At 59.2% G+C, this 20,647-nt stretch carries 19 protein-coding genes and 2 pseudogenes; 5 read left to right on the forward strand and 16 right to left on the reverse strand.

Translation table 11 applies throughout. The annotated features are described in order from the left end of the window. The 3 genes from repA to repC all read left to right on the forward strand — a co-directional run bounded on the left by repA (position 1) and on the right by repC (position 3,713). Entirely contained in the window at positions 1-1,197 is a 1,197-nt protein-coding gene (gene repA, locus RL_RS25875) for a plasmid partitioning protein RepA (RefSeq protein WP_011649543.1), read from the forward strand. 75 nt (positions 1,198-1,272) lie between these two features. Continuing rightward, positions 1,273-2,253 carry a plasmid partitioning protein RepB gene (gene repB / locus RL_RS25880; RefSeq protein WP_011649544.1) on the forward strand — a complete coding sequence of 327 codons (981 nt, stop codon included), beginning with the start codon at positions 1,273-1,275 and terminating at the stop codon, positions 2,251-2,253. Between the two features lie 155 nt (positions 2,254-2,408). Then, a complete protein-coding gene (repC, locus tag RL_RS25885) occupies positions 2,409-3,713 on the forward strand; it encodes a plasmid replication protein RepC (protein ID WP_011649545.1) in 1,305 nt (434 codons plus the stop codon). Between the two features lie 531 nt (positions 3,714-4,244). Here repC and RL_RS25895 read toward each other — a convergent pair. Both RL_RS25895 and RL_RS25900 read right to left on the reverse strand, forming a co-directional pair. Then, positions 4,245-5,915 (reverse strand): IS66 family transposase, encoded by a 1,671-nt coding sequence (locus RL_RS25895; protein ID WP_011649147.1) that lies wholly within the window; start codon positions 5,913-5,915, stop codon positions 4,245-4,247. 205 nt (positions 5,916-6,120) lie between these two features. After that, positions 6,121-6,679, reverse strand: a pseudogene (locus tag RL_RS25900) (threonine transporter RhtB). 128 nt (positions 6,680-6,807) lie between these two features. On the opposite strand from RL_RS25900, the gene RL_RS40750 reads away from it, so the two are divergent. Further along, positions 6,808-7,026: a hypothetical protein gene (locus tag RL_RS40750; protein ID WP_003549133.1), complete on the forward strand. Its 219-nt coding sequence runs from the start codon at positions 6,808-6,810 to the stop codon at positions 7,024-7,026. A gap of 60 nt (positions 7,027-7,086) precedes the next feature. On the opposite strand, the gene hemA is transcribed toward RL_RS40750, so the two are convergent. From hemA to ccoN, 14 genes and pseudogenes are all read right to left on the reverse strand, one after another. Beyond that, positions 7,087-8,301 (reverse strand): 5-aminolevulinate synthase, encoded by a 1,215-nt coding sequence (gene hemA, locus RL_RS25910; protein WP_011649547.1) that lies wholly within the window; start codon positions 8,299-8,301, stop codon positions 7,087-7,089. 846 nt (positions 8,302-9,147) lie between these two features. Then, positions 9,148-9,828 (reverse strand): CBS domain-containing protein, encoded by a 681-nt coding sequence (locus tag RL_RS25915; protein WP_011649548.1) that lies wholly within the window; start codon positions 9,826-9,828, stop codon positions 9,148-9,150. A 74-nt stretch (positions 9,829-9,902) separates the two neighbouring features. Then, the gene (locus RL_RS25920) at positions 9,903-10,100 is read right to left on the reverse strand and encodes a hypothetical protein (protein WP_003549126.1); all 198 of its coding nucleotides are present in this window, start codon (positions 10,098-10,100) and stop codon (positions 9,903-9,905) included. Continuing rightward, complete coding sequence (ccmE, locus tag RL_RS25925) at positions 10,097-10,558, reverse strand: cytochrome c maturation protein CcmE (protein WP_011649549.1); 462 nt, start codon at positions 10,556-10,558, stop codon at positions 10,097-10,099. Before ccmE ends, RL_RS25920 begins: the two co-directional genes overlap by 4 nt. A gap of 135 nt (positions 10,559-10,693) precedes the next feature. Next, on the reverse strand, positions 10,694-11,365 hold the full coding sequence (locus tag RL_RS25930; RefSeq protein ID WP_011649550.1) for a Crp/Fnr family transcriptional regulator: 672 nt from the start codon (positions 11,363-11,365) through the stop codon (positions 10,694-10,696). A 34-nt stretch (positions 11,366-11,399) separates the two neighbouring features. Continuing rightward, positions 11,400-11,558: a cbb3-type cytochrome oxidase assembly protein CcoS gene (gene ccoS / locus RL_RS25935; RefSeq protein ID WP_011649551.1), complete on the reverse strand. Its 159-nt coding sequence runs from the start codon at positions 11,556-11,558 to the stop codon at positions 11,400-11,402. Continuing rightward, positions 11,555-13,840 carry a cation-translocating P-type ATPase gene (locus RL_RS25940; RefSeq protein WP_011649552.1) on the reverse strand — a complete coding sequence of 762 codons (2,286 nt, stop codon included), beginning with the start codon at positions 13,838-13,840 and terminating at the stop codon, positions 11,555-11,557. Before RL_RS25940 ends, ccoS begins: the two co-directional genes overlap by 4 nt. Beyond that, positions 13,837-14,322, reverse strand: a complete 486-nt coding sequence (locus tag RL_RS25945; RefSeq protein ID WP_011649553.1) for a FixH family protein — start codon at positions 14,320-14,322, stop codon at positions 13,837-13,839. The genes RL_RS25940 and RL_RS25945 overlap by 4 nt, the downstream gene beginning before the upstream one ends. Next, positions 14,319-15,887 (reverse strand): cytochrome c oxidase accessory protein CcoG, encoded by a 1,569-nt coding sequence (gene ccoG / locus RL_RS25950; RefSeq protein WP_011649554.1) that lies wholly within the window; start codon positions 15,885-15,887, stop codon positions 14,319-14,321. Before ccoG ends, RL_RS25945 begins: the two co-directional genes overlap by 4 nt. A 199-nt stretch (positions 15,888-16,086) precedes the next feature. Further along, a pseudogene (locus RL_RS25955) lies at positions 16,087-16,271 on the reverse strand (hypothetical protein). 11 nt (positions 16,272-16,282) lie between these two features. Next, positions 16,283-17,146 carry a cytochrome-c oxidase, cbb3-type subunit III gene (gene ccoP / locus RL_RS25960; RefSeq protein WP_011649555.1) on the reverse strand — a complete coding sequence of 288 codons (864 nt, stop codon included), beginning with the start codon at positions 17,144-17,146 and terminating at the stop codon, positions 16,283-16,285. Position 17,147: 1 nt separating this feature from the next. Further along, complete coding sequence (locus tag RL_RS25965) at positions 17,148-17,300, reverse strand: CcoQ/FixQ family Cbb3-type cytochrome c oxidase assembly chaperone (RefSeq protein ID WP_011649556.1); 153 nt, start codon at positions 17,298-17,300, stop codon at positions 17,148-17,150. A gap of 8 nt (positions 17,301-17,308) precedes the next feature. Then, positions 17,309-18,043: a cytochrome-c oxidase, cbb3-type subunit II gene (ccoO, locus tag RL_RS25970; RefSeq protein ID WP_011649557.1), complete on the reverse strand. Its 735-nt coding sequence runs from the start codon at positions 18,041-18,043 to the stop codon at positions 17,309-17,311. An 8-nt stretch (positions 18,044-18,051) separates the two neighbouring features. Beyond that, positions 18,052-19,674 carry a cytochrome-c oxidase, cbb3-type subunit I gene (ccoN, locus tag RL_RS25975; protein ID WP_011649558.1) on the reverse strand — a complete coding sequence of 541 codons (1,623 nt, stop codon included), beginning with the start codon at positions 19,672-19,674 and terminating at the stop codon, positions 18,052-18,054. Positions 19,675-19,901: 227 nt separating this feature from the next. Between ccoN and RL_RS25980 the strand changes: the two genes are divergently transcribed. Beyond that, the gene (locus tag RL_RS25980; protein ID WP_041936737.1) at positions 19,902-20,633 is read left to right on the forward strand and encodes a Crp/Fnr family transcriptional regulator; all 732 of its coding nucleotides are present in this window, start codon (positions 19,902-19,904) and stop codon (positions 20,631-20,633) included. Positions 20,634-20,647: the final 14 nt, after the last annotated feature.

A 20,647-nucleotide genomic window follows, 5' to 3' on the forward strand; every position in this document is an offset into this window, starting at 1 on the left:
ATGAACGCGTTCAGCCCGCTACCGTCGTTTGAGTTTGACGACAAGATCCTGATGCAAGGTGCGGAAATCTCGCGCAAGCTCGATCAACTGCGTTTGGAGAATTTTCCTCCGAACGCGAAAAAAAACCTGCGCCAGTTCTCGCTCGCGGAGGTCGCACATTATCTTGGCGTCACCCCGAGCAATTTGAAGCGCCTCTATCTCGACGGCAAGGGCCCGACGCCGATCACAATGTCGGGAAATCGCAGATATTATACTGCCGAGCAGATGTTGGAGCTGCGATTTTTTCTCGACAGGACGGGGAAGACGGAAGCTAAGAGATATGTTCCTCACCGCAAGCCGGGCGATAAATTGCAGGTTGTTGCCGTCGTTAACTTCAAGGGAGGCTCTGGCAAGACGACCACCACGGCTCACCTTGCGCAGCACTTGGCGCTTACCGGACACCGCGTGCTTGCAATTGACCTTGACCCACAGGCGTCGCTCTCGGCTCTGCACGGTTTCCAGCCGGAGCTTGATCGGAATCCCTCGCTCTACGATGCGATACGCTATGACGACGAGCGCAAGTCGATTGCCGACGTCATTCTGCCGACCAATTTCCCGGGTCTCGATATTGTCCCGGCGAATTTGGAATTGCAGGAATATGAATACGACACGCCCCTTGCGATGCAGGCTGGCGCGGATGGGAAGCGCTTCTTCACGCGTCTCGGTAAGTCGCTGGAGGAGGTTGACAGCCGCTACGACGTCGTGGTGGTCGATTGCCCTCCGCAACTGGGGTACCTCACCTTAACCGCGCTTACTGCCGCGACCTCCGTCTTAATTACCGTCCATCCGCAAATGTTGGACCTGATGTCGATGTCGCAGTTCCTGCTCATGCTCGGCAATATCACCAAGACAATCAAAAAGGCTGGCGCCAATGTGCGCATGGACTGGCTCCGTTACCTGATTACCCGATTCGAGCCAACCGATGTTCCACAGGTGCAGATGCTGGGCTTCATGCAATCGATGTTCGCTGAGGAAATCCTCAAGAGCCCGATGGTGAAGACAACGGCGATCTCCGATGCCGGCTTGACGAAACGCACCCTCTACGAGCTCGATCGCTCAAATTTCACGCGAGAAACCTATGACCGCGCGATCGAATGCATGGATGCCGTCAATTTCGAGATCCAAGGATTGATCCACAGGGCCTGGGGGAGGCTCTAACGATGTTGACCGCCGTCAAAACAGCAAGATTTTGCAACCGAAACAAAGCGATAACGTGGCTTCGAGGATAGCGGTATGGCTCGGAAAAACCCATTTGCGAATGTGATGAGCGACACGCCGACCGACAGCAACCGGGCGGTTCTTGATTACACCATCCGGGGTGCGTCTAAGTCGATCCTGAATTCCATCGATGAGATGGCGGCCCGTGCAGACAAGCTACTGGAGGGTGAGACTGTCATCGAATTGGACCCGGATCTAGTCGATGCATCATTCGTGCGCGATCGCATTGAGGAAGACGAACAGGAGTTCAACGAGTTGCTTTCGGCAATTCGGGAGCGGGGGCAGGACAGCCCGATCCTGGTGCGGCCTCACCCCAAGGATTCCGAGCGCTATATGGTGGTGTTCGGGCATCGACGTCTTCGAGCGGCAAGGGCGCTCGGAAGAAATGTCCGTGCAGTCGTTAAAGACCTAAAAGATAGTGATCATCTCGTCGCGCAGGGGCAAGAGAATTCAGCGCGCGCCAATCTGTCATTTTTTGAGAAGGCAATGTTCGCGAGTGAAATCGCGCGGCTTCACTTCGATGGTGACAACGCAATCATTCTCTCAGCGCTCTCCGTGGACAGGGCGACCCTATCGAAGATGCTGGCGGTGGCGAGCATGCCTCGCGAATTGCTGGACGCGGTCGGAGCAGCCAAGGGCATTGGACGTGATCGCTGGTATGAGCTGAAGACCCTGTTAGAGCGACCCTCGAATTTGGAGAGGGCACGTGCCTTCCTCGGAACGGAGGAGTTCAACACTAAAACAGGCGACGATCGGTTTAACGTCCTGCTGACGCATATCAAGGCGTCAGGTCGATCAGTTCCATCGAAACAAGTTCGTGCGAGCAAATGGATGTCCGACGACAAGTCCGTCGCCGCCGATCTGCGGAGCGACGGACGAACTTTTACACTTGCTTTGAAGGCCAAGGATGCGGTCGGGTTTGGAGATTTCCTCTCCGAGAGCCTGACGGATCTCTACAAGGCTTATCGAGGCCGAAACGTTCAACAAGGAGAGTAGACCGCAAAAGAAAAAGGCCCCCAACGACGCCGTCGTGGAAGCCTTCCTCGTATTCCTAGCAGATCGAGAATCGCATTTCCACGAATCACAGTCAAGAGTCTTGGCGCCGCTTTTTGGTGAGCAGAATTCTTTTGCCTAAACTGAGGTAAAGGCAAATGGAGAGTGGATATGTGACGACGCCCTTTGGGCGGCGGCCGATGTCGCTTGGCATGCTGGCAAGTCAGCAACTGGCCGAGACCATCGAGCCGGGGATGAAACGCAGCAAATGGAAGCTGTTCAGGGCGATCTGCGAAGCGCGGCCTGCGCTTGGCGTCACCGATCGGGCGTTGACGGTGCTCGACGCGCTTTTGACCTTCTACCCTGACGACGAGATCTCCGAGGAAAAGGGACTGATCGTCTTCCCGTCGAATGCGCAGCTTTCGTTGCGCGCTCGTGGCATGACGTCAGCCACCCTCAGGCGGCATCTTGCCGTCCTGGTCGAGGCCGGCCTGATCCTGCGCAAGGACAGCCCGAATGGAAAGCGGTATGCGCGCCGCGACAGGGCAGGGGCCATCGGCGAGGCCTTCGGCTTCAGCGTCGCACCGCTCCTGGCCCGTGCTGTCGAAATCGAAACCTTGGCCGCCCAGGCGGTTGCTGACCGGGAGTTGCTGCGGGTGACCAGGGAACGCCTGACGCTGTGCCGGCGCGATATCTCCAAGCTGATAGCGGCGGCCCTCGAAGAAGGGGTTTCCGGTGATTGGGAAGACATTTCGGTGATGTTTCGAGCGCTTCTTGCCCGAATTCCACGCGTGGCGACCGCCGAAGACCTGGCACCACTGCTCGACGAGATGGTGCTACTGCGCGCAGAGATCCTCAACATGCTGGAAAGACGGATAAAAGCAAAAAAAATAGACGCCAATGAGTCTCAAATTGAGCATCACAAACAGAATTCAAATCCCGACTCCATTTATGAACTTGAACCAAGCTTCGAAACGAAGCAGGGCGAAAAGGCAGCGGCCGATAACGACCCGAACGCCGGGCCGTCGGCCGAGCGAAGGTTGAAACAGCAAAAGCCTATGGGCGGGACGAGCAACGGAGCGGGAGGCGCGGCCGATCCGGGCGCCGGACCAGGCCTGAAATCCTTCCCGCTCGGCCTCGTCCTCCAGGCCTGCCCCAGTATTCTCGATTACGGGCCTGGAGGAAGCATCGGCAATTGGCGAGACCTGATGTCGGCCGCCGTCGTCGTGCGCTCGATGCTCGGCGTCAGTCCCTCGGCCTATGAGGAAGCCTGCTCCGGCATGGGGCCGGAAAACGCCGCAACCGTGATCGCCTGCATCCTGGAAAGGGGAGGGCACATCAACTCACCCGGCGGTTATCTCAGAGATCTGACCCGAAGGACCGAAAGGGGCGAATTTGCGATCGGACCGATGCTGATGGCGCTCGTGCGGGCGAACGGGCTGACGGCGAGGCATGCCAGTTGAGGGGAGGGGAGGCGGGATGCCTGCTTCGGCCGAATGCCTGCCCGGATGAGGATCACTTTTTGGCGGAACGATTTCCTCCACTGTCGCGGCCGGCGTCGGGATCGAATAGGCTTTAGGGATGAGAGCGGTCGTTTTCTTTGTGAACTCGTTGTTGTCGTTCAGCGGCCCATTGATCTTATCAGGCTGGTGGCAGTCACCCTCTCGGCTTTCAGGCGCAAGTTCGAGGGGTCCAAAAAGCCTGGAATTCAATCGATCCTTCATGGTCAGGCCTGGTTTTCTGGCAAATAATCGCCCAGCCAACCGTCATGATCGTCGCTCCCATTGACCGGGAGAGGAAGGCAATGCGACGGCGGAAGTAATATGAGATATAGCTTCTAGTTAACGGTATGTTTACCATAATTTCAATGCGTTATGTTCCATCACATTGTCTCTCGGATCGTGCGGCGCGGGGTAAGTGGGGCAGATTCGATGGCGCTGCCGGTTTGGCAGGCAGAAGCGTCGAGCGCTGATGACCGTTGGTGGCTCCAGCGTTTAAGCCCGGGCAAGGATGGTGGCCGGGAGAGACGGGATGGGGTGATCTTCACTGCCGATCCCAAGCCGGTCACCGAGATAATGGTAGAAGGAAAGGCCGAGCTTTTGGCAGGTCTTCATCAGGCCGAGCATGACATCGCGCGCAACACGGCCATCCTGGCTCATTGTGCCACCGGAGATCTTCCGCTTCGTGACAAACGTCCGTAAGGCATTTTCGGAGGCATTGGTGTGGAGCGGGATGCCGGGATACTCGAGCACCTTTAGCAGCTCGTTCTTCCTGCGATGCAGTCGCTCGAGAAGCGTGTCGAGTGCTTCATAACCCGTACGTAGTGTGAAGATCCTATCGAACCGTCGTCGGAATGCGGGAGCGGACTGGGGGGAAGGGCACTGCTGGTAGGCTTTCAGCGCTTTATAGAAACGCCAGACGAGATCTCGGACCATCGTGACCAGCCGCTCCTCCTTTGCAGTGGTCGGCATCAGCTTTTGCAGAAGGCGCTCAGTATGGACCCAACACAGTGCATGATTGCCGACACGGAACTGTCCGGCATCGTCGGACACGATCACCGTATTTGCCATCAGGCCGTGATGGCGGATGGAGCCCCAAAGCCCTGCTTCGGCAAGGGTGCCGATCTCCTGGCGGTTGAGAATATCGACACCTTTGTCAGCCAGATGCGCCATGAACGGTACCTGGTTGCAGAAGTGTTGCGGCTCAAACGTCCGAAGCCCATGGACTACGGGCGGATTGCCGCGACGTTCTTTCAGATAATCGAATGCGGCGTCACCCAGCACATAATCCTGATAGCCGCCGCGCAGCAGGGACAGAAAGTTCAGGCGTGACTTCGATTTCGTGGTGCGAAAGACGGTAAAATCCGCACCGCCGATCTGTGTGGTGTAATAGTTATTATGGGAATGCCGCGCGCCGGTGTCGTCAACCGTCACATAAGGCGACGCCACGAGACCGGCATGCAGCAGTGCGGCATCCTCGGCGACGAAGCCCTCCAGCTGCCTGGTGAGAAGCCGCACTATCTGACGCTTGGAGATGGCGATCCCGACATCGTTCAGCAATGTCGTCAACCGCTGCGTCGTCACCTGTCCTTGTGCGTGCAGCATCAGGCAAAGCCGCCGGAGGTTGGCGCCATAGCCACCTATGATCCCGGCCGGCAAGGGAGCGAGAACCGTCTTTCCATCCGGTGTCACCCAGCATTCACGGCGGTAGTGCACGAGTTCCGCCTTGAGCACCAGGTCTCGGACGTAGACGCTTCTATATCCCTTGAAGCGCGAGCCGGACGGAGCATCGATGCGCAGGATCTCCTGCCGGCTGACCCGATCCACATCCAGCTTCGGACCCCGCGGCTTTTTCCTGCCGGCCACATGGTTTGCTGGAGAGGCCTCCGTTGCCCTCTCCATGCCGGAGGCGCGAAACGGCGGGCGCGGCGGCAGATTTTTCAGCCGGGCGATCTCGTCGCGCAACAGCTGGTTCTCGAGTTTCAGGCGGGTATTCTCCAGCCGAAGGGCGGCGTTTTCCTCCCGCAGCTGGATGTTGTCGGCCTCAAGCTTCGCAAGCCGGGCTTCTGCCTGCTGCGACCGTTCCAGAAGACCCGTCACCAATCCGCGCAACGCATTCAGTGAAAGCGTGTCGGCATGCTCGGGGGAGGGGAGCCGTTTCTTCATGGCAGAATCGAATCATGATTTGCCCCGGCTTGAGAATCCCCAGACTAGCAATCACTTCTCAAAGCGCGCGGTTATGCACACTTCTATGACCGCTCACCAAAACGCCGCCATGGATTTTGCCCCACGTACGCGGCGCGGTCGACATAACCGGTGGCGGATCGTCACTATGGTTGATGGTGACAGCGTCGAAGGAATTGGATGCTTGTCAAAATGTGCTGAACGTCAGCACGGCGGAGAACACCAGCAGGGTTGCGGATCCTGCATCGCCGAGCCACCAACGGCATTTGTTTTTCACTTCCCAGAACAATTCTGCCTGTCGACAGCCAGATCGAGGATGCGAAAAGGACAACGAAGGCGAGGGCCGCGGTCGCGGCCATCCCCGACACATCCTGCGCGTCGGGCATCATCGTGAGCCCGATGATCAGCGCCTTGGGATTCAATAGTGTCGTGATCGCCAACTGCCGTACAGTCACAATCTCGGTGGGACTGGATCCAACGCCCCAGAGGCGCAGCGCGAGCTAGAATACCCAGGCTGCGGAGGCAAGCTTGACGCTTTGCGCGACCAGAGGGTGCGCATGGAGAAAGGGACCGGCCAGGCCGGAAGCCGGAACGACAATGGCCAGATAGGCGGACACGACCGTACCAAGCAGCACGATCGCACGCCCGGCGGTCAGCCCCTGGGAGGCCATCGCCAATATTGCGTTGGTCGGCCCAGGCAAGATGAGAAGCGCAAAAACGCCGGCTGCGAAAGATAGGAGATGCACTGCTTCGGCCCCTCGGTTCCGCCAGCTTTTTGCATGGTCAGCCTCCTCCGTCGTTGACAAAGGTCATTTTGCAGCCGGAACATTCTCGTTGCTAGGCCGTTATTGCGAGTTAGCTCATAGGTGCCGCCATGCCTCGCATGATCAGCTTCATACTCACTCGATTGGCCACGGGGTTTGCAATTGGATGCGCTGTGGGGTTCGTGGTTTGGCAGAACGGTCTTTTGTCCTCAACCTCCACGGCAGGTGCTCTTGAGAATTACCTCGCCCAGGGGCTGTTCATTTATTTCTTCGCGAGCACGATGAGCATGGGCTACCTGGCTACAGCGCTACTGCTGGAGGAAGAGTAGCCGCTTTGATCCCCATCACACATAAGATGCGATGAAATCTGTGATGGCCGACGGTCTTGCTCAAGCAACCATCCGCGCCAATGCGCAGCGCGACCAGAGCGAATGCAGCGCCTCGACCAGATGGGCGATATCGGCGTCGGAATGCAGCGGCGTCGGGGTGATACGCAGGCGCTCGGTCTTCTTCGGCACTGTCGGATAGTTGATCGGCTGGACGTAGACGCCGCAATTGTCGAGCAGCAGATCGGAGATCCACTTGCACTTGGCCGCATCGCCGACCAGCACCGGCACGATATGGCTCGGATTGGGCATATGCGGAATGCCGCGCTGGTCGAGCAGCGCTCTCAGCTTGCGGACACGATCCTGATGGCGGGCGCGTTCGAACTGGCTGACCTTCAGGTGCTGGATCGAGGCAACGGCGCCGGCGGCAAGTGCCGGCGGCAGCGCGGTGGTGAAGATGAAGCCGGAGGAAAACGAACGGATGAAATCGCAAAGTGCCGTCGAAGCGGCGATATAACCGCCCATGACACCGAAAGCCTTGCCGAGCGTGCCCTCGATGACGGTCAGACGGTCCATCAGCCCCTCGCGCTCGGCAATGCCGCCGCCGCGCGGGCCGTACATGCCGACGGCATGCACTTCGTCGAGATAGGTCATCGCCCCATATTTGTCGGCGAGGTCGCAGATCTCCTTGATCGGGGCGATATCGCCGTCCATCGAATAGACGCTCTCGAAGGCGATCAGCTTCGGCGCCTTCGGATCGGCGGCAGCGAGCTTGGCCTCGAGATCGGCCACGTCATTGTGCTTCCAGATCACCTTGTCGCACTTGGCGTGGCGAATACCCTCGATCATCGAGGCATGGTTCATAGCGTCGGAGAAGATTATGAGCCCGGGAATCTTCGCACCGAGCGTGCCGAGTGCCGCCCAGTTGGAAACATAGCCTGATGTGAAGATCAGTGCCGCTTCCTTGCCGTGCAGATCGGCAAGCTCACGTTCGAGCACGACGTGGTGATGGTTGGTGCCAGAAATATTCCGGGTGCCTCCCGCACCCGCGCCACAGTGGTCGATGGCGTTCTTCATCGCCTCGATCACCTTGGGATGCTGGCCCATGCCGAGATAGTCGTTGGAGCACCAGACGGTAACTTCTTTTGCACCATCGGCCGTATGGCGCGTCGCGCGCGGAAAATTGCCGCGGTGACGTTCGAGATCGGCAAAAACGCGGTAACGGCCCTCGGTGTGAAGCCCGTCCAGCGCGCTTTTAAAATACGCTTCGAAATCCATGTGCACGCTCCCCTGTGTGATCGGAGCAATACATTGTGGGGGTTGCAGCGTAATTGATCCTGATCAAGTTGGGTGAAAGCTGAGCACCAGCTGGCGAGCGCATCGGACCAGTCACGAGATGGCTGAAAAGGCTACGACGAGCCATCCTTAGCCGCCGGCTGAGGATAGCCATACACGAGGGAGCGCTTGGTCGTGTTCTCCCGTTCCAATCGCTGTGGGGAAACGGCAATCCGTTCGCGGCAATCGGAATCGACACCAAGGGAAGAAGCTCGATCGACTGGGAAGTCTACGGCGTCCCGGAAACTTTTATTGTCGATCGCACGGGGCGAATCGTCTTGAGACATGTCGGACCGATCGACGAGAAAAGCCTCACGATGGATATTCTGCCCGTTTTGGAAGAGATCGTCGCCGCCGAATGAGCGCTGCTCTTCCAGCCGTGTTTGACCTCCATCAAAGAAACGGCCTCGCCAATTGAGTATGTCGGTTTGGCGGGTCGGGATTTTCCCGTGTCAAGGGGGGAAACTTGACAGAGGCTCGCTCGGTTTTGGGGCGCAACACCGAGCGAGCCTCCTCGCGTCAAATTCACCCTCGCCAACGGGCGCCAGCCGAAGCCGCGCCTTAGGCGCGAGCGGCAGTGCCGCTAGCTTGAGAAGTTCGGGTGTCCAAGATCTGTGAGATTGTTTGGTCGAGGCAAGCAGCGATTTCACAAAATCTTTGCGAGAAACGGGCTGAACACCAGCGGGTGCCCATAAGATGCATTATCGCCGCATATGCTCCGATATCCGGAAATTGGTGTCCGCGGATGTGCGGATATTGCTGGGCGCTTTAAACAGCATGAGGCGCTGTTCAGCCGACCTCAGTCCCGGTCAGCCGAGCGATCTGGAGCCGGTCGCGATAGGCGCCGACGCCCAGGCTTTCGACCAGGGTGCGAACAGCCTTTTGCTTCAGCTCCGACTCGACGTTGCCATCGAGTGTCACCTGGCCGTTCTTGACGGTTACCTGGACCTTCTGGGGCGTTATCCCCAAATCCGACCTCAGGCGCGTTCGGACCGCCAGCCTGATCGATTCATCTTCTTTTGGCAGCGGCGGCGTCTGAGCATCGATGATCAGCCCGAGAATGTCTCTGCGGCTGACAATCCCGACAAGGCGCCCGTCCTCGACGATAGGCAGCCGCTTGATCCGGTGCGCCTGGAGGCTTTCGGCGATATCCGACACCTCGCTGTCGGGGCTCGCCACGATCACATCTTGAGACATGACATCGGCGACACACCAGCCATTGCTGGAAATATATCGCTCAAGATCGATCTCGGATATGATTTCGGGTGCGCGGGCAGCGCGGGGAGCGAACCGGATCTCTCTCCGCAACAGCAGATCGCCCTCCGTAAGCAATCCGCAGACGCGGCCTTCGTCGTCAATGACAGGAAGGCCGCTGACGTTGTTTTGCATCATGACAGCGACGGCGTGGCGTATACCGACCGCTGGACCGATCGACACCACGTTAGTGGTCATTATGTCCTTCGCCTGCATTGTCCTGCCTCGTTCATAGGAATTGTTACTGCGACGACGATAGGACGACCGCGTCGAGCCGCCATTGATCTCCGTCAAATAGTGCGATCTCTGTGAAGCAACTCGCTCAGCTTCGCCTGCTCATCCGCTGTCAGCTTGCTGCCAGTCGGCTTGCTCGCCACATCCATCATCGCCTGGTCGCGCCTGCGCGCGCCGGTCACCGGTACGATGGAGTGGATGATCGATGTCACGAGCGCCGGCACCAGCGCATAATGGCCGATCTCGATGATCATGGCGTCGCCTTTGCCTCCTGGCCCTCCTTCCATAGCCCCTGGGCTTTGAGCCTGTCGGCCACATCCTTCGGCAAGTAGGTCTCGTCATGCTTGGCAAGCACGGTATCGGCGATGAAGACGTTGGTGCCTGTGGCAAACATGCCCTCGGTGACGACGCCTTGCCCTTCGCGGAAGAGATCGGGCAGGATGCCGGTATATTTGACCACTACGGCATTGGCGCTGCCGTCGGTGACGGCAAATTCCACCGTCGAACCGGTGTCGCGCACGACGCTGCCCTCGCCAACCAGGCCGCCGAGGCGAATGCGGGTTTCCGGCGCTACCGGCGTCTTAGCCAGATCGGCCGGCATGTAGAAATAGGCGACCGACTGGCTGAAGGCGAACATCACCAACAGCACGGCGGCTGCAATGAAGCCCATGCCGCCTGCGATCACCACCAGGCGCTTCTGCTTGCGTGTCATTGCGTCGGTCCCTCCGTCGCGATACCGAGTTCTCTGGCAAGTGCCCGCAATTGCCAGCCGTGTTCGCTACCGGCTGGGGGATCGGCACATTCACGCTGGTCAATTACGACACTTTGCCGATCCCGTTTTGTTGGTTCAGCATGCCTCCCGCAGCAGGTCGACGCTATCGACGAGGACGACCTTGCCTCTGACTTCGACCCCCGACGGGGCGAGCGCCGCAAACGCGCGGGAAAGGGCTTCCGGCGCCAGTCCCAGTTTGCCGGCCAGGATTCTCTTCCGGTAAGGAAGGCGGAACGTGACCCGCGAGGTGATCGTCGAGGCGGGGCAGCGGCTCACAAGGTAGTTTGCCACCCGTTGCGCGGCTGTGAGCAATCGGTCTCCCGCAATACAATCCAACGCACCGAGCAGGTGCCTGACCATGATGCGCATGACATTCCGGTGTACGACCGGATGTTGGTCGGCGAATGCCTGCAAGTCCGCAAGCGCGAACAGCGCGACCTCGGCCCCGTCGGCGGACCGCGCGCTATAAGCGTAGGAGCCGCCCCCCGAGAGGAGATATTCCCCAAAGGTGTCGCCCGGCTCGCACACGCAGATATCCGCCTCGCGCCCGGTGGATTCCGATTTTGAAAGTCGGACAAACCCGTTCATGACGCAGTAGACGAACGACGCCTTCTGGCCCTCGGCTACGATCTTCTCGTCAGCAGCGAAGCTTCGAAGCTCAGCCGTTGCGGTGAATTGCTCCACAGTCGCCTGATCCAAACCAGCGAACAGCTCAGACTGCAGAAGCACAGAATTTTTCGCAAGCATCCATCTTCCTTTCGTGTTTGGACCCAGTCTGTGGTTAGGGTTTTCGTTGATCGGTTTCGTCCTCGGCGAGGATTCGCCAGGCGGCGCCTTGAAGGTCGTCATACTGGCCGCTTTTCAGCGACCAAAGGAATGCCAGGAGTCCTATTCCTCCCATCAGCAGCGCGATCGGTATGAGATAGATCAACATGTTCATGCGGCTTTGACCTCCGCACTCCTGCCGATCCCCCGTCGAATGTGCATATCCGGACGCTTGCCGAAGCCGTTCAAGCGCAGTGCGTTCGTCACGACGATGATCGATGATGTCGACATTGCCACCGCCGCTATCAGCGGCGTCGCCAATCCGGCGATGGCGATCGGCACCGCCAGAACGTTGTAACCAATGGCAAGAGCGAAGTTCTGCCGGATGAGGCTGGCGGATCGTCGCGCAACGGCGATCGCTTCCGGAACAGCGTCAAGGCGATCGTTGAAGAAAACGAGGTCGGCCGCCTGTCTGCCGATATCGGAGGCCGTGGCCGGCGCCATCGAGACATGCGCCGCAGCAAGTGCCGGGGCGTCGTTGATCCCGTCGCCAACCATGAGCACGCGACGACCTTCGCCATTCAGCCTCTGGCATTCCTCGACCTTCTGCTTCGGCGTCAGAGAGCCCAAAGCCCTGTCGATACCCAGGGCATGCGCCGTATTGTCGACGACGGTCTGCCTGTCGCCCGACACGATCAGCGTTTCAAGGCCGGCTGCATCGAGCCGGTCGATGGCCTCGCACGCACCCGGACGAAGCGTGTCATCGAAGAAGAAGCGGGCAAGATCGACGCCATTCTTCGACAGGACCACTTCCGAGAACGGACTGTCGGCGGTGCGGGGCACGAAGCTGGTTCCGCAGGCAAACGCCGCGTTGCCCAAGCGATAGATATCCGCTCCGTTCCTGGCTTCCAGTCCCCCGCCGGGGATTTCCGTGACCCTGTCGAAGGAGATGGGGGCAGTTTCGGTGTCCCGCACCAGAGCCCGAGAAAGAGGATGCCGTGAATGCGCTGCCAATCCACGGGCGATTGCGGCGGCGCTCTCGTCCATGGCGTCCACTCTGACAAGGCGCGAACTGCCCATCGTCAAGGTGCCCGTCTTGTCAAAGGCCACGGTGTCGGTCTCGGCCAGTCTTTCGAGTGCTGAGCCGTCCTTCACCATGATGCCCTTCCGGAAAAGCTCCCCCGCGGCGACGACCTGGACCACGGGCACGGCAAGACCCAATGCGCATGGGCAGGTGATGATCAGGACCGCTACGGCGACCAGCATGGCCTGTTTCCAGTCTCCGCCCAGGAAGCCCCAGGCAAGGAAGGAGACCAGCGCCAGCAGATGCACGACCGGCGAATAGAGTGTCGCAGCGCGATCGGCGATCCTGCGATAGCGAGCTCTTCCGCCCTCGGCGGCTTCCATGAGGCCGATGATCTCCGAGAGAAGTGAATTCTTGGCAATTCTCGTCGCCCGCAACACGAGCGAGCCGGTCAGATTCATCGCCCCGGAACTCACTTCGCTGTCGCTGGCGACGGCGACGGGGCTGCTCTCGCCGGTGACGATGGAGAGGTCCAGGTCGCTTTCTCCGCTGACGACTATGCCATCGACGGGAACCCGTTCGCCTGCGGCTATCGAGATTTCATCCCCCGCCGCGATCTCTTCTACCGCAATGTAGCGTCGCGACCCGTCCGGATTGATCAGCAATGCTCCGCGCGGGGCCAGCCGTGCCAGTCCGTTGATCGCTGCCCGAGCCTTTTCCCGCATGATATGATCGAGGGTTCTGCCGATCAGCAGGAAGAAGAGCAGCGAGACCGAAGCGTCGAACCACGCATGCTCGCCGTGATGGACGGTCTCCCACAATGAAACGGCATAGGAGAGCGACACGGCGAGCGAGATCGGAACGTCCATGTTGGTGCGCCCGTGCCGCAGCGCATTCCAGGCCGATTTGAAGAAGAAGCGCCCCGCATAAACCAGCGCGGGCGCTGCTATCATCGCCGAGATCCAATGAAACATGTCGCGCGTCGCGGCATCTGCGCCCGACCAGACCGATACCGAGAGCAACATAATGTTGGCAGCCGCAAAACCGGAAACGCCGATCGCGAGGAGAAGCTGATTTCTGGTCTTGTCGTTCTCGGGAGCTGAGGGGGTGAAGAGATGCGCGCGATATCCGGCCGAGTTGATCGCTGCGAGGATCTTGGACGGATCGGTTGCGCGCGCCTCGATTTCCTCCTGGTAGACGCAGGTGACCCTTCGAGCCGTGAGATTGACTCGCGCTGTCTTGACGAAGGGAAGCGTCAACAACGCCCTTTCGATGGTCGAAATGCAGCCGCCGCAGTGGACGTCGGAAACGCTCAGGTCCAACTGGCGCAATCCTTCGCCGAGCGGCTGGCTGGCAAGGCGGACCTCTTCGGCACTGAATGATGTCGTGCTGAGGGCAAGCACGCTTTCCGCGTCCATGGTACAGCAGGTCATTGGCCTAACTCCGCGGTATCGATGCGTCTTGCCTCATGCATGACGACCACGCCGTTGTTTCGCGAGATGGCCTCGACGATCCAGTCACCTTCGGCTAGATCATGTTCCGCTTCGAACCGCCCCGCGGCTGCCTTCTTGAGCGTAAGGAGGAAGTCCTCGTGGTCTCCGACGGGCCGTTTGAAATTCAGAACGACGTCGTCGACGATCGCAGGCGATCCGCTCTTGTCGTGAATGTCGTAGCGGATCTCGTGCCCCTTTATGGAGAGGTTGCCCTCGATGCCGGAAGCGGCCATTGCCTTCATCGCCGCCGCTTTGCGGTTGAACTCCTGACTGGCGACATAGGTGTTTTTCACGACCAGACCGCTCCAGCTGGAGGAGGCATAGAAGGCCATGGTGACGTTCACCGCGATCACCACGCCAAAGAATGCCGAGGTCGCAAGCAGCATGTGCAGGCCTGTAAAACCTTGAGCGGAGGTCTTCATTTGATGTCTCCCGGTGCATTGAACGCCGCGCGGTAGGTTGCCCGATCGGCATGATCGGTATCTTCGATAACGAACAGAAATTCATTGATCGCGGCTCCGGTAGGCTTGCGTGTAACGAAGACCTTGAGCGTCGTGGCCGCGTCGGGTTCGGCATGGACTGTAAAGCTGCGAGCGTCATCCTTGCCGAACTCGGGGATGCGCATCGTCGCCCCCTCCAGCCCGACCAGGCTTATGTTCACATCCCTCGGCGTCGGCACCATGTTCAGGACACGAAGCGTGTAGCCATTCCGCAGAGAGCCGTCGCTTTCCAGAACATATTGGGGGTTTCGGTCGTGAACGACGTTGAGTTCAAGGCGCTCCCGAAAGGCGAGATGGACGAGCATGGCCACGCCGACCGACGCCCAGGCGACTGCGTAAAACACGGTTCTCGGACGAAAGATGATACGCCAGTTGAAGTGCCGGATCGCCGGAACGAGGGTCCCATCCTCGTTTCGAACCCTGGACGGCTGGACGGCCGTTCGTCCTTCATCCGTGGCAAGCGACATGTTGCTCGAGTATTCGCTCAGCGTGGCGTAGGCAATCAGGCCGCGGGGCTTTCCGAGCTTGTCCATGACACCGTCGCAGGCGTCGATGCAGAGCGCGCATGTGATGCACTCCATCTGCTGTCCGTCGCGAATGTCGATTCCCATCGGACACACCGCCACGCAGGCATTGCAATCCACGCAATCCCCGACCGGCAGGCCCTTGACTTGAGCCTTCTTGGCGTGACGCGACCGTTGCTCGCCCCGCCAGTCATTGTAGGTGACGACGAGAGAATTTTCGTCGAGCATTGCGCCCTGGATGCGTGGCCACGGACACATGTAAGTACACACCTGCTCGCGCATGAGACCGCCGAGCACATACGTCGTTGCGGTAAGGATGGCGACCGTGGTGTAGGCGGCTGCAGGCGCGCGGCCGGTGAACAGCGAAACAAGCAGGCTCGGCGCGTCGGCAAAATAAAAGATCCACGCTCCGCCCGTGACGACGCCGATCAGGAGCCAGATCGAATGTTTGACGACACGCTTCCTGACCTTGGCAAAGCTCAAGGGACCAGCATCTAGCTTCATTCGCGCGTTTCGATCGCCTTCGATCGCACGTTCGACGACGAGAAAAAGATCGACCCAGACGGTCTGCGGACAAGCGTAGCCGCACCATGCGCGGCCAACCGCGGAAGTGACGAGAAACAGGCCGAACCCCGCCATGACGAGCAGACCCGCTACATAATAAAATTCCTGAGGCCAGATTTCGATGAAGAAAAAGAAGAAGCGCCGTGAGGAAAGGTCGATGAGGATTGCCTGGTCAGGCGCGTAAGGACCGCGATCCCAGCGAATCCATGGCGCGAGATAGTAGATGCCGAGCGTAATCAGCATGACGATCCACTTGAACCGACGGAATCGTCCCTCCGCACGCTTCGGAAAAACCTTCTTCCGCGGTGCGTAGAGAGGCTGCCGGTTGCGACGGGCATTGACCGGCTCGACATTGAGCCGCTCGATGTTATCGGGATCTGGTGCAGTGTAGAGGTTCATGGGACCTATCCGATTTCACCCGCCCTTGTCCCATCTGCCGCGCATCCGTTCCTTGATGCAGATCAAGAAATGCCCAGATGCAATCTCGTCGGAAAGCGATCTTCCCTAAAAGGAACAGGCCACGCCCTGGACAGAAGGGCGCGGCCTGCAGGAGCCGCCGAGGAGAGGCACGGCTGGCACATCCTCGACGAGCTAAGGACTAACGGCCCGTCTGCTTGTGGTCCTTGACACCGGTCAAACTAAGATCGAATTGGCGATCTTTGGCGGAACGTCCTGCTCGGGTGATGGGGGCATCGTCTTAGCGCGTTCCGATATGCGCGATCGGATGGCGGTGCGTGATGTGCCGTAGAGGCCGAGGATCGGATTGTGGTCATGATCTGCCATGGCTTTTCCCCTCACGTCCCGCCGCCAAGCGAATGCACGAAAATGGTAAGTTCCTTGACCGTCGTATCGCCGAGACGCCCTGCCCAGGCAGGCATGACGCCATGCTTGGGAGCGGCCACCTGACGGATGATCGCATCCTCGCCGCGTGCCTTCAGCCAGATCGCATCGGCGAGATCCGGCGCGCCCATTTCGGCTTTTCCTTTGGCGTCGTCGCCGTGACATGCGGCACAGTTATCGACGAAGACCTGTTTTCCGGCCTCTGCGAGACCGGGGTCCGACGGTGTATTGGTCAGTCCCCAGACGTAAGCCGCGACCTGCCTTGTCTGGAGGGGATCCAGAACATCGGCAAAGGGCGGCATCTCGGAAGCATGAGTGTCCGTATCCCCGTCGAAGCGAATCCCATGCGCGATCGTCGCCTCGATGGCATCCAGGTCTCCGCCCCACAGCCAATCGTCGTCGTTGAGGTTCGGAAATCCCGGGCCGCCGCTTGCTCCCGAGCCATGGCATGTCGCGCAGTTCACCTTGAATGCAGATGCGCCGCCGGCGACCGCAAATTCGCGAAGGGCAGAATCGGAATCGATCTCGTGCACCGTCTTGGCGGCGATCAGATCATGAAGCGTCGTCTGCGATGCCTTGGCCTGATCCAGGTTCTGCTGCAGCTCGGCGCGGCTGGAAAAGCCCAGCATGCCCTTCGTGGCGTCGGTCATCATCGGGATCGCCGGATACGCGATTGCATAGCCCAAAGCCCAGACGATGGTGGCATAGAAGGTCCACACCCACCAGCGGGGCATCGGATTGTTGAGCTCGCGGATTCCGTCCCATTCATGTCCGGTCGTTTCGACGCCGCTAAATTCATCGATATGTTTTTCCGACATCTCAATCATCCTTCAAGGGAATATCGGCGGCCTCTTTCGCCGTTTGCTTGCTGCCTGGGCGAAGGGTGAACACAACGACGCCGACAAAGAATGCCGCCATTGCCAGAAGGCCCCAGATGTCGGCGAAGTGTCTCATTGCAGTGTAGGTTTCCATAGATCACCTCATCGGTAGCCGGTCGCGTCGTTGTAGGTCGAGAAATCGACCAACGTTCCGAGCATCTGCAGGTAGGACACCAGGGCATCCATTTCGGTCAGCGCAGCAGGATCGCCGTCGAAATCGCCGGACTTCGCCTTCGGATAGCGGGCAAGCAGCGCCGTCGTATCTGCGTTCGGATCGGCTTGGGCCTTCATATCGGCCTCCGCGTTCGCCAGCATGTCGTCGTTATAAGGCACGCCCACATCCTCGTTGGCCTTCAGGTCCATTCCCACGTCCTTGACCGTCACCCTCTGCTCTTTGAGGAAGGCGTAACTCGGCATGATCGACTCCGGCACGACCGCCCGTGGATCGGCGAGATGCTGGACATGCCATTCGTTGGAGTAGCGGGCGCCGACACGGGCCAGATCCGGCCCGGTTCGCTTGGATCCCCACTGGAAAGGATGATCGTACATGGACTCGGCGGCGAGCGAGTAGTGGCCGTAACGCTCGACCTCGTCGCGGAACGGCCTGATCATCTGGCTGTGGCAGAGGTAGCAGCCTTCGCGGATGTAGATGTTTCGTCCGGCCAGCTCGAGCGGCGTATACGGCCGCATGCCTTCCACCTTTTCAATCGTATTCTGCAGATAGAACAGCGGTGCGATTTCGACGATGCCGCCAATGCTCACGACGAGCAGCGAGCCGACGAGAAGAAGCGTCGCGTTCTTCTCGAGGATCTGATGTTTATCTAGTATCGATGCCATGTCTCACCTCATTCGGCAGGCTGTGGTTGGGGCACGAAAGTGGTTGGGATCGCAGCTTCGTCGCGCAGATGGCCGCGGATCGTCATGAACACGTTCCAGGCCATGACGAGACCGCCCGAAAGGTAAAGCGTTCCGCCGACCGCACGCAGCACGTAGTAGGGGAACATCGCCGCGACCGTCTCCGCGAAGGAATAGACGAGGAAGCCCTGGGAATTGTACTCGCGCCACATCAGCCCCTGCTGGATGCCGGCAACCCAAAGCACGGCGGCGTAGACGACGATCCCGAGGGTTGCGAGCCAGAAGTGCCAATTGACCATCCGCAGGCTGTAGAGACGCTCGCGTCCCCATAGCTTCGGCGTGAGATAATAGATCGCACCGAAGGTGATCATTCCCACCCAGCCGAGAGCGCCGGAATGCACGTGGCCGATCGTCCATTCGGTATAGTGACTGAGCGAATTGACGGTTTTCACCGACATCATCGGGCCTTCGAAGGTCGACATCCCGTAAAAGGCGATGGCGACGATCATCATACGGATGATCGGATCGGTGCGAATCTTGTCCCAGGCGCCTGAAAGGGTCATGAGACCATTGATCATGCCGCCCCAGGAGGGCATCCAGAGCATTATCGAGAAAACCATGCCGAGCGTCTGGGCCCAGTCGGGCAATGCCGTGTAGTGCAGATGATGCGGGCCGGCCCAGATGTACATGAAGATCAACGCCCAGAAATGGATGATCGAGAGCCGGTATGAATAGACGGGTCGGTTGGCCTGCTTCGGCACGAAGTAGTACATCATGCCCAGGAAGCCGGCGGTGAGGAAAAAGCCGACGGCGTTGTGGCCGTACCACCATTGGGTCAGTGCGTCCTGGACGCCCGAGAAGGCGGAATAGCTTTTGGAGCCAAGAAACGAGGCCGGAACCGCCAGGTTGTTGACCACGTGCAGCATCGCAATGGTGACGATGAAGCTGAGATAGAACCAGTTTGCCACGTAGATATGCGGCTCTTTGCGCTTCAGGATCGTTCCAAGATATACTGCGAGGTAGGCGACCCAGACGATGGTCAGCCAGAGGTCGACGTACCACTCGGGTTCGGCATATTCACGGGCCTGGGTGATTCCGAGAACATATCCGGTCGCAGCCATCACGATGAAAAGCTGGTAACCCCAGAATACGAACCAGGCCAGGCTGCCGCCGAAAAGACGGGCGCGACAGGTGCGTTGCACCACGTAGAACGACGTCATGATCAGCGCGTTGCCGCCAAAGGCGAAGATGACCGCCGACGTGTGAACGGGCCGCAGCCTTCCGAAATTTAGATACGGCGCGATGTTGAGGTCGGGATAGGCCAGTTGCAGCGCGATGACGACGCCAACCAGGAAGCCGACGACGCCCCAGAATACCGTGGCGATCAGGCCATACCGGATCACCTCGTCGAAATAGCCTGATATATCGACTTTCCGCCGTTGGCCTGCCGGCGAAAAATCAACGTTCCTGACGAGCAGGGCAGCCCCCACCGCGAGGCAGAAGCAAAGTATTCCCATATGGACCGCAAAGAGATGATCATGTGCGAATGCGGCTCCTAGCAACGCTAGAAACGCCGCGACCGCGATCACCATCGTTTCCGTTGTATAATTCATGATGTCGTCCCCAGTGCGCCGACGACCGCGTCGCGGCCAGCTTTCTCGCCAGGACTGTCACGAAGCCGCGAATTGCTCCTTGATCTACATCAACAAGAGGCCAGCAAGACGGGGCGAACCGCCGCGGTTACAAACTGTTACAAACTTTCACCGGTTAGCACTGTCCGATCATTCCGCTGTGACGCAGAGGCGTTCCAATGTGCCGACCGACAATGAGGAACACGACGATGCTGATGCAGAAAAACCAGGTGTTCGAACATGCCGAAATGACGAACGAGACGATCGACGCCGGTCAATCTCTGTCAGCGCTCTTCCTCATCTCGGCGACGGAACTCGTCCCCGCCGGGAGAGCCATCTGTTGGGAGGGCGACGAGGCGAAACATCTTTTCCAGCTCGTAGAGGGAGTTATTCGCCTCTATCGCATCGTCGGCGACGGTCGCCGTGTGATCACCGCGTTTCAATTCGCCGGCGACCTCATCGGCGCGTCACTGCAAAGCGATTTTCTTTTCACGGCGGAGGCGGTTACCGATTGCAAGATTCGCCGCGTGTCGCGGAAGAGCTTCCACGATGAAGTCACCCGGTCGAATGCTCTTCACCCATCATACATCTCCCTGCTCTGCCACGAGATGACTGCCGCGCACGAACAGATGGTGCTGCTCTCGAAGAAGAACGCCGAGGAGCGCCTGTGCAGTTTCATTGCGAAGCTTGTATCTCGCCGCAATCCTCAGGCGCGGCAGGGCGTATTGCGCGTCCCCATGAGCAGGCAGGACATTGCGGACCATCTCGGTTTGACCATTGAAACCGTGTCGCGCACTCTCACGAAGCTTGCATCGCGAAACGTCGTCATTCCCGAGGGCAGGCATGACTTGCGAATCGTCAATCTCGCCTGCCTCACGCAGTTGTCCGGCGACGCTGATGATTTTTTGGAGGAATCCTGTCATAGGGTCAGCTTGCACTGATGCAACGAAGCCGC

Origin of the sequence: Rhizobium johnstonii 3841, assembly GCF_000009265.1 — a bacterium.
Taxonomy (GTDB): Bacteria; Pseudomonadota; Alphaproteobacteria; order Rhizobiales; family Rhizobiaceae; genus Rhizobium; species Rhizobium acaciae.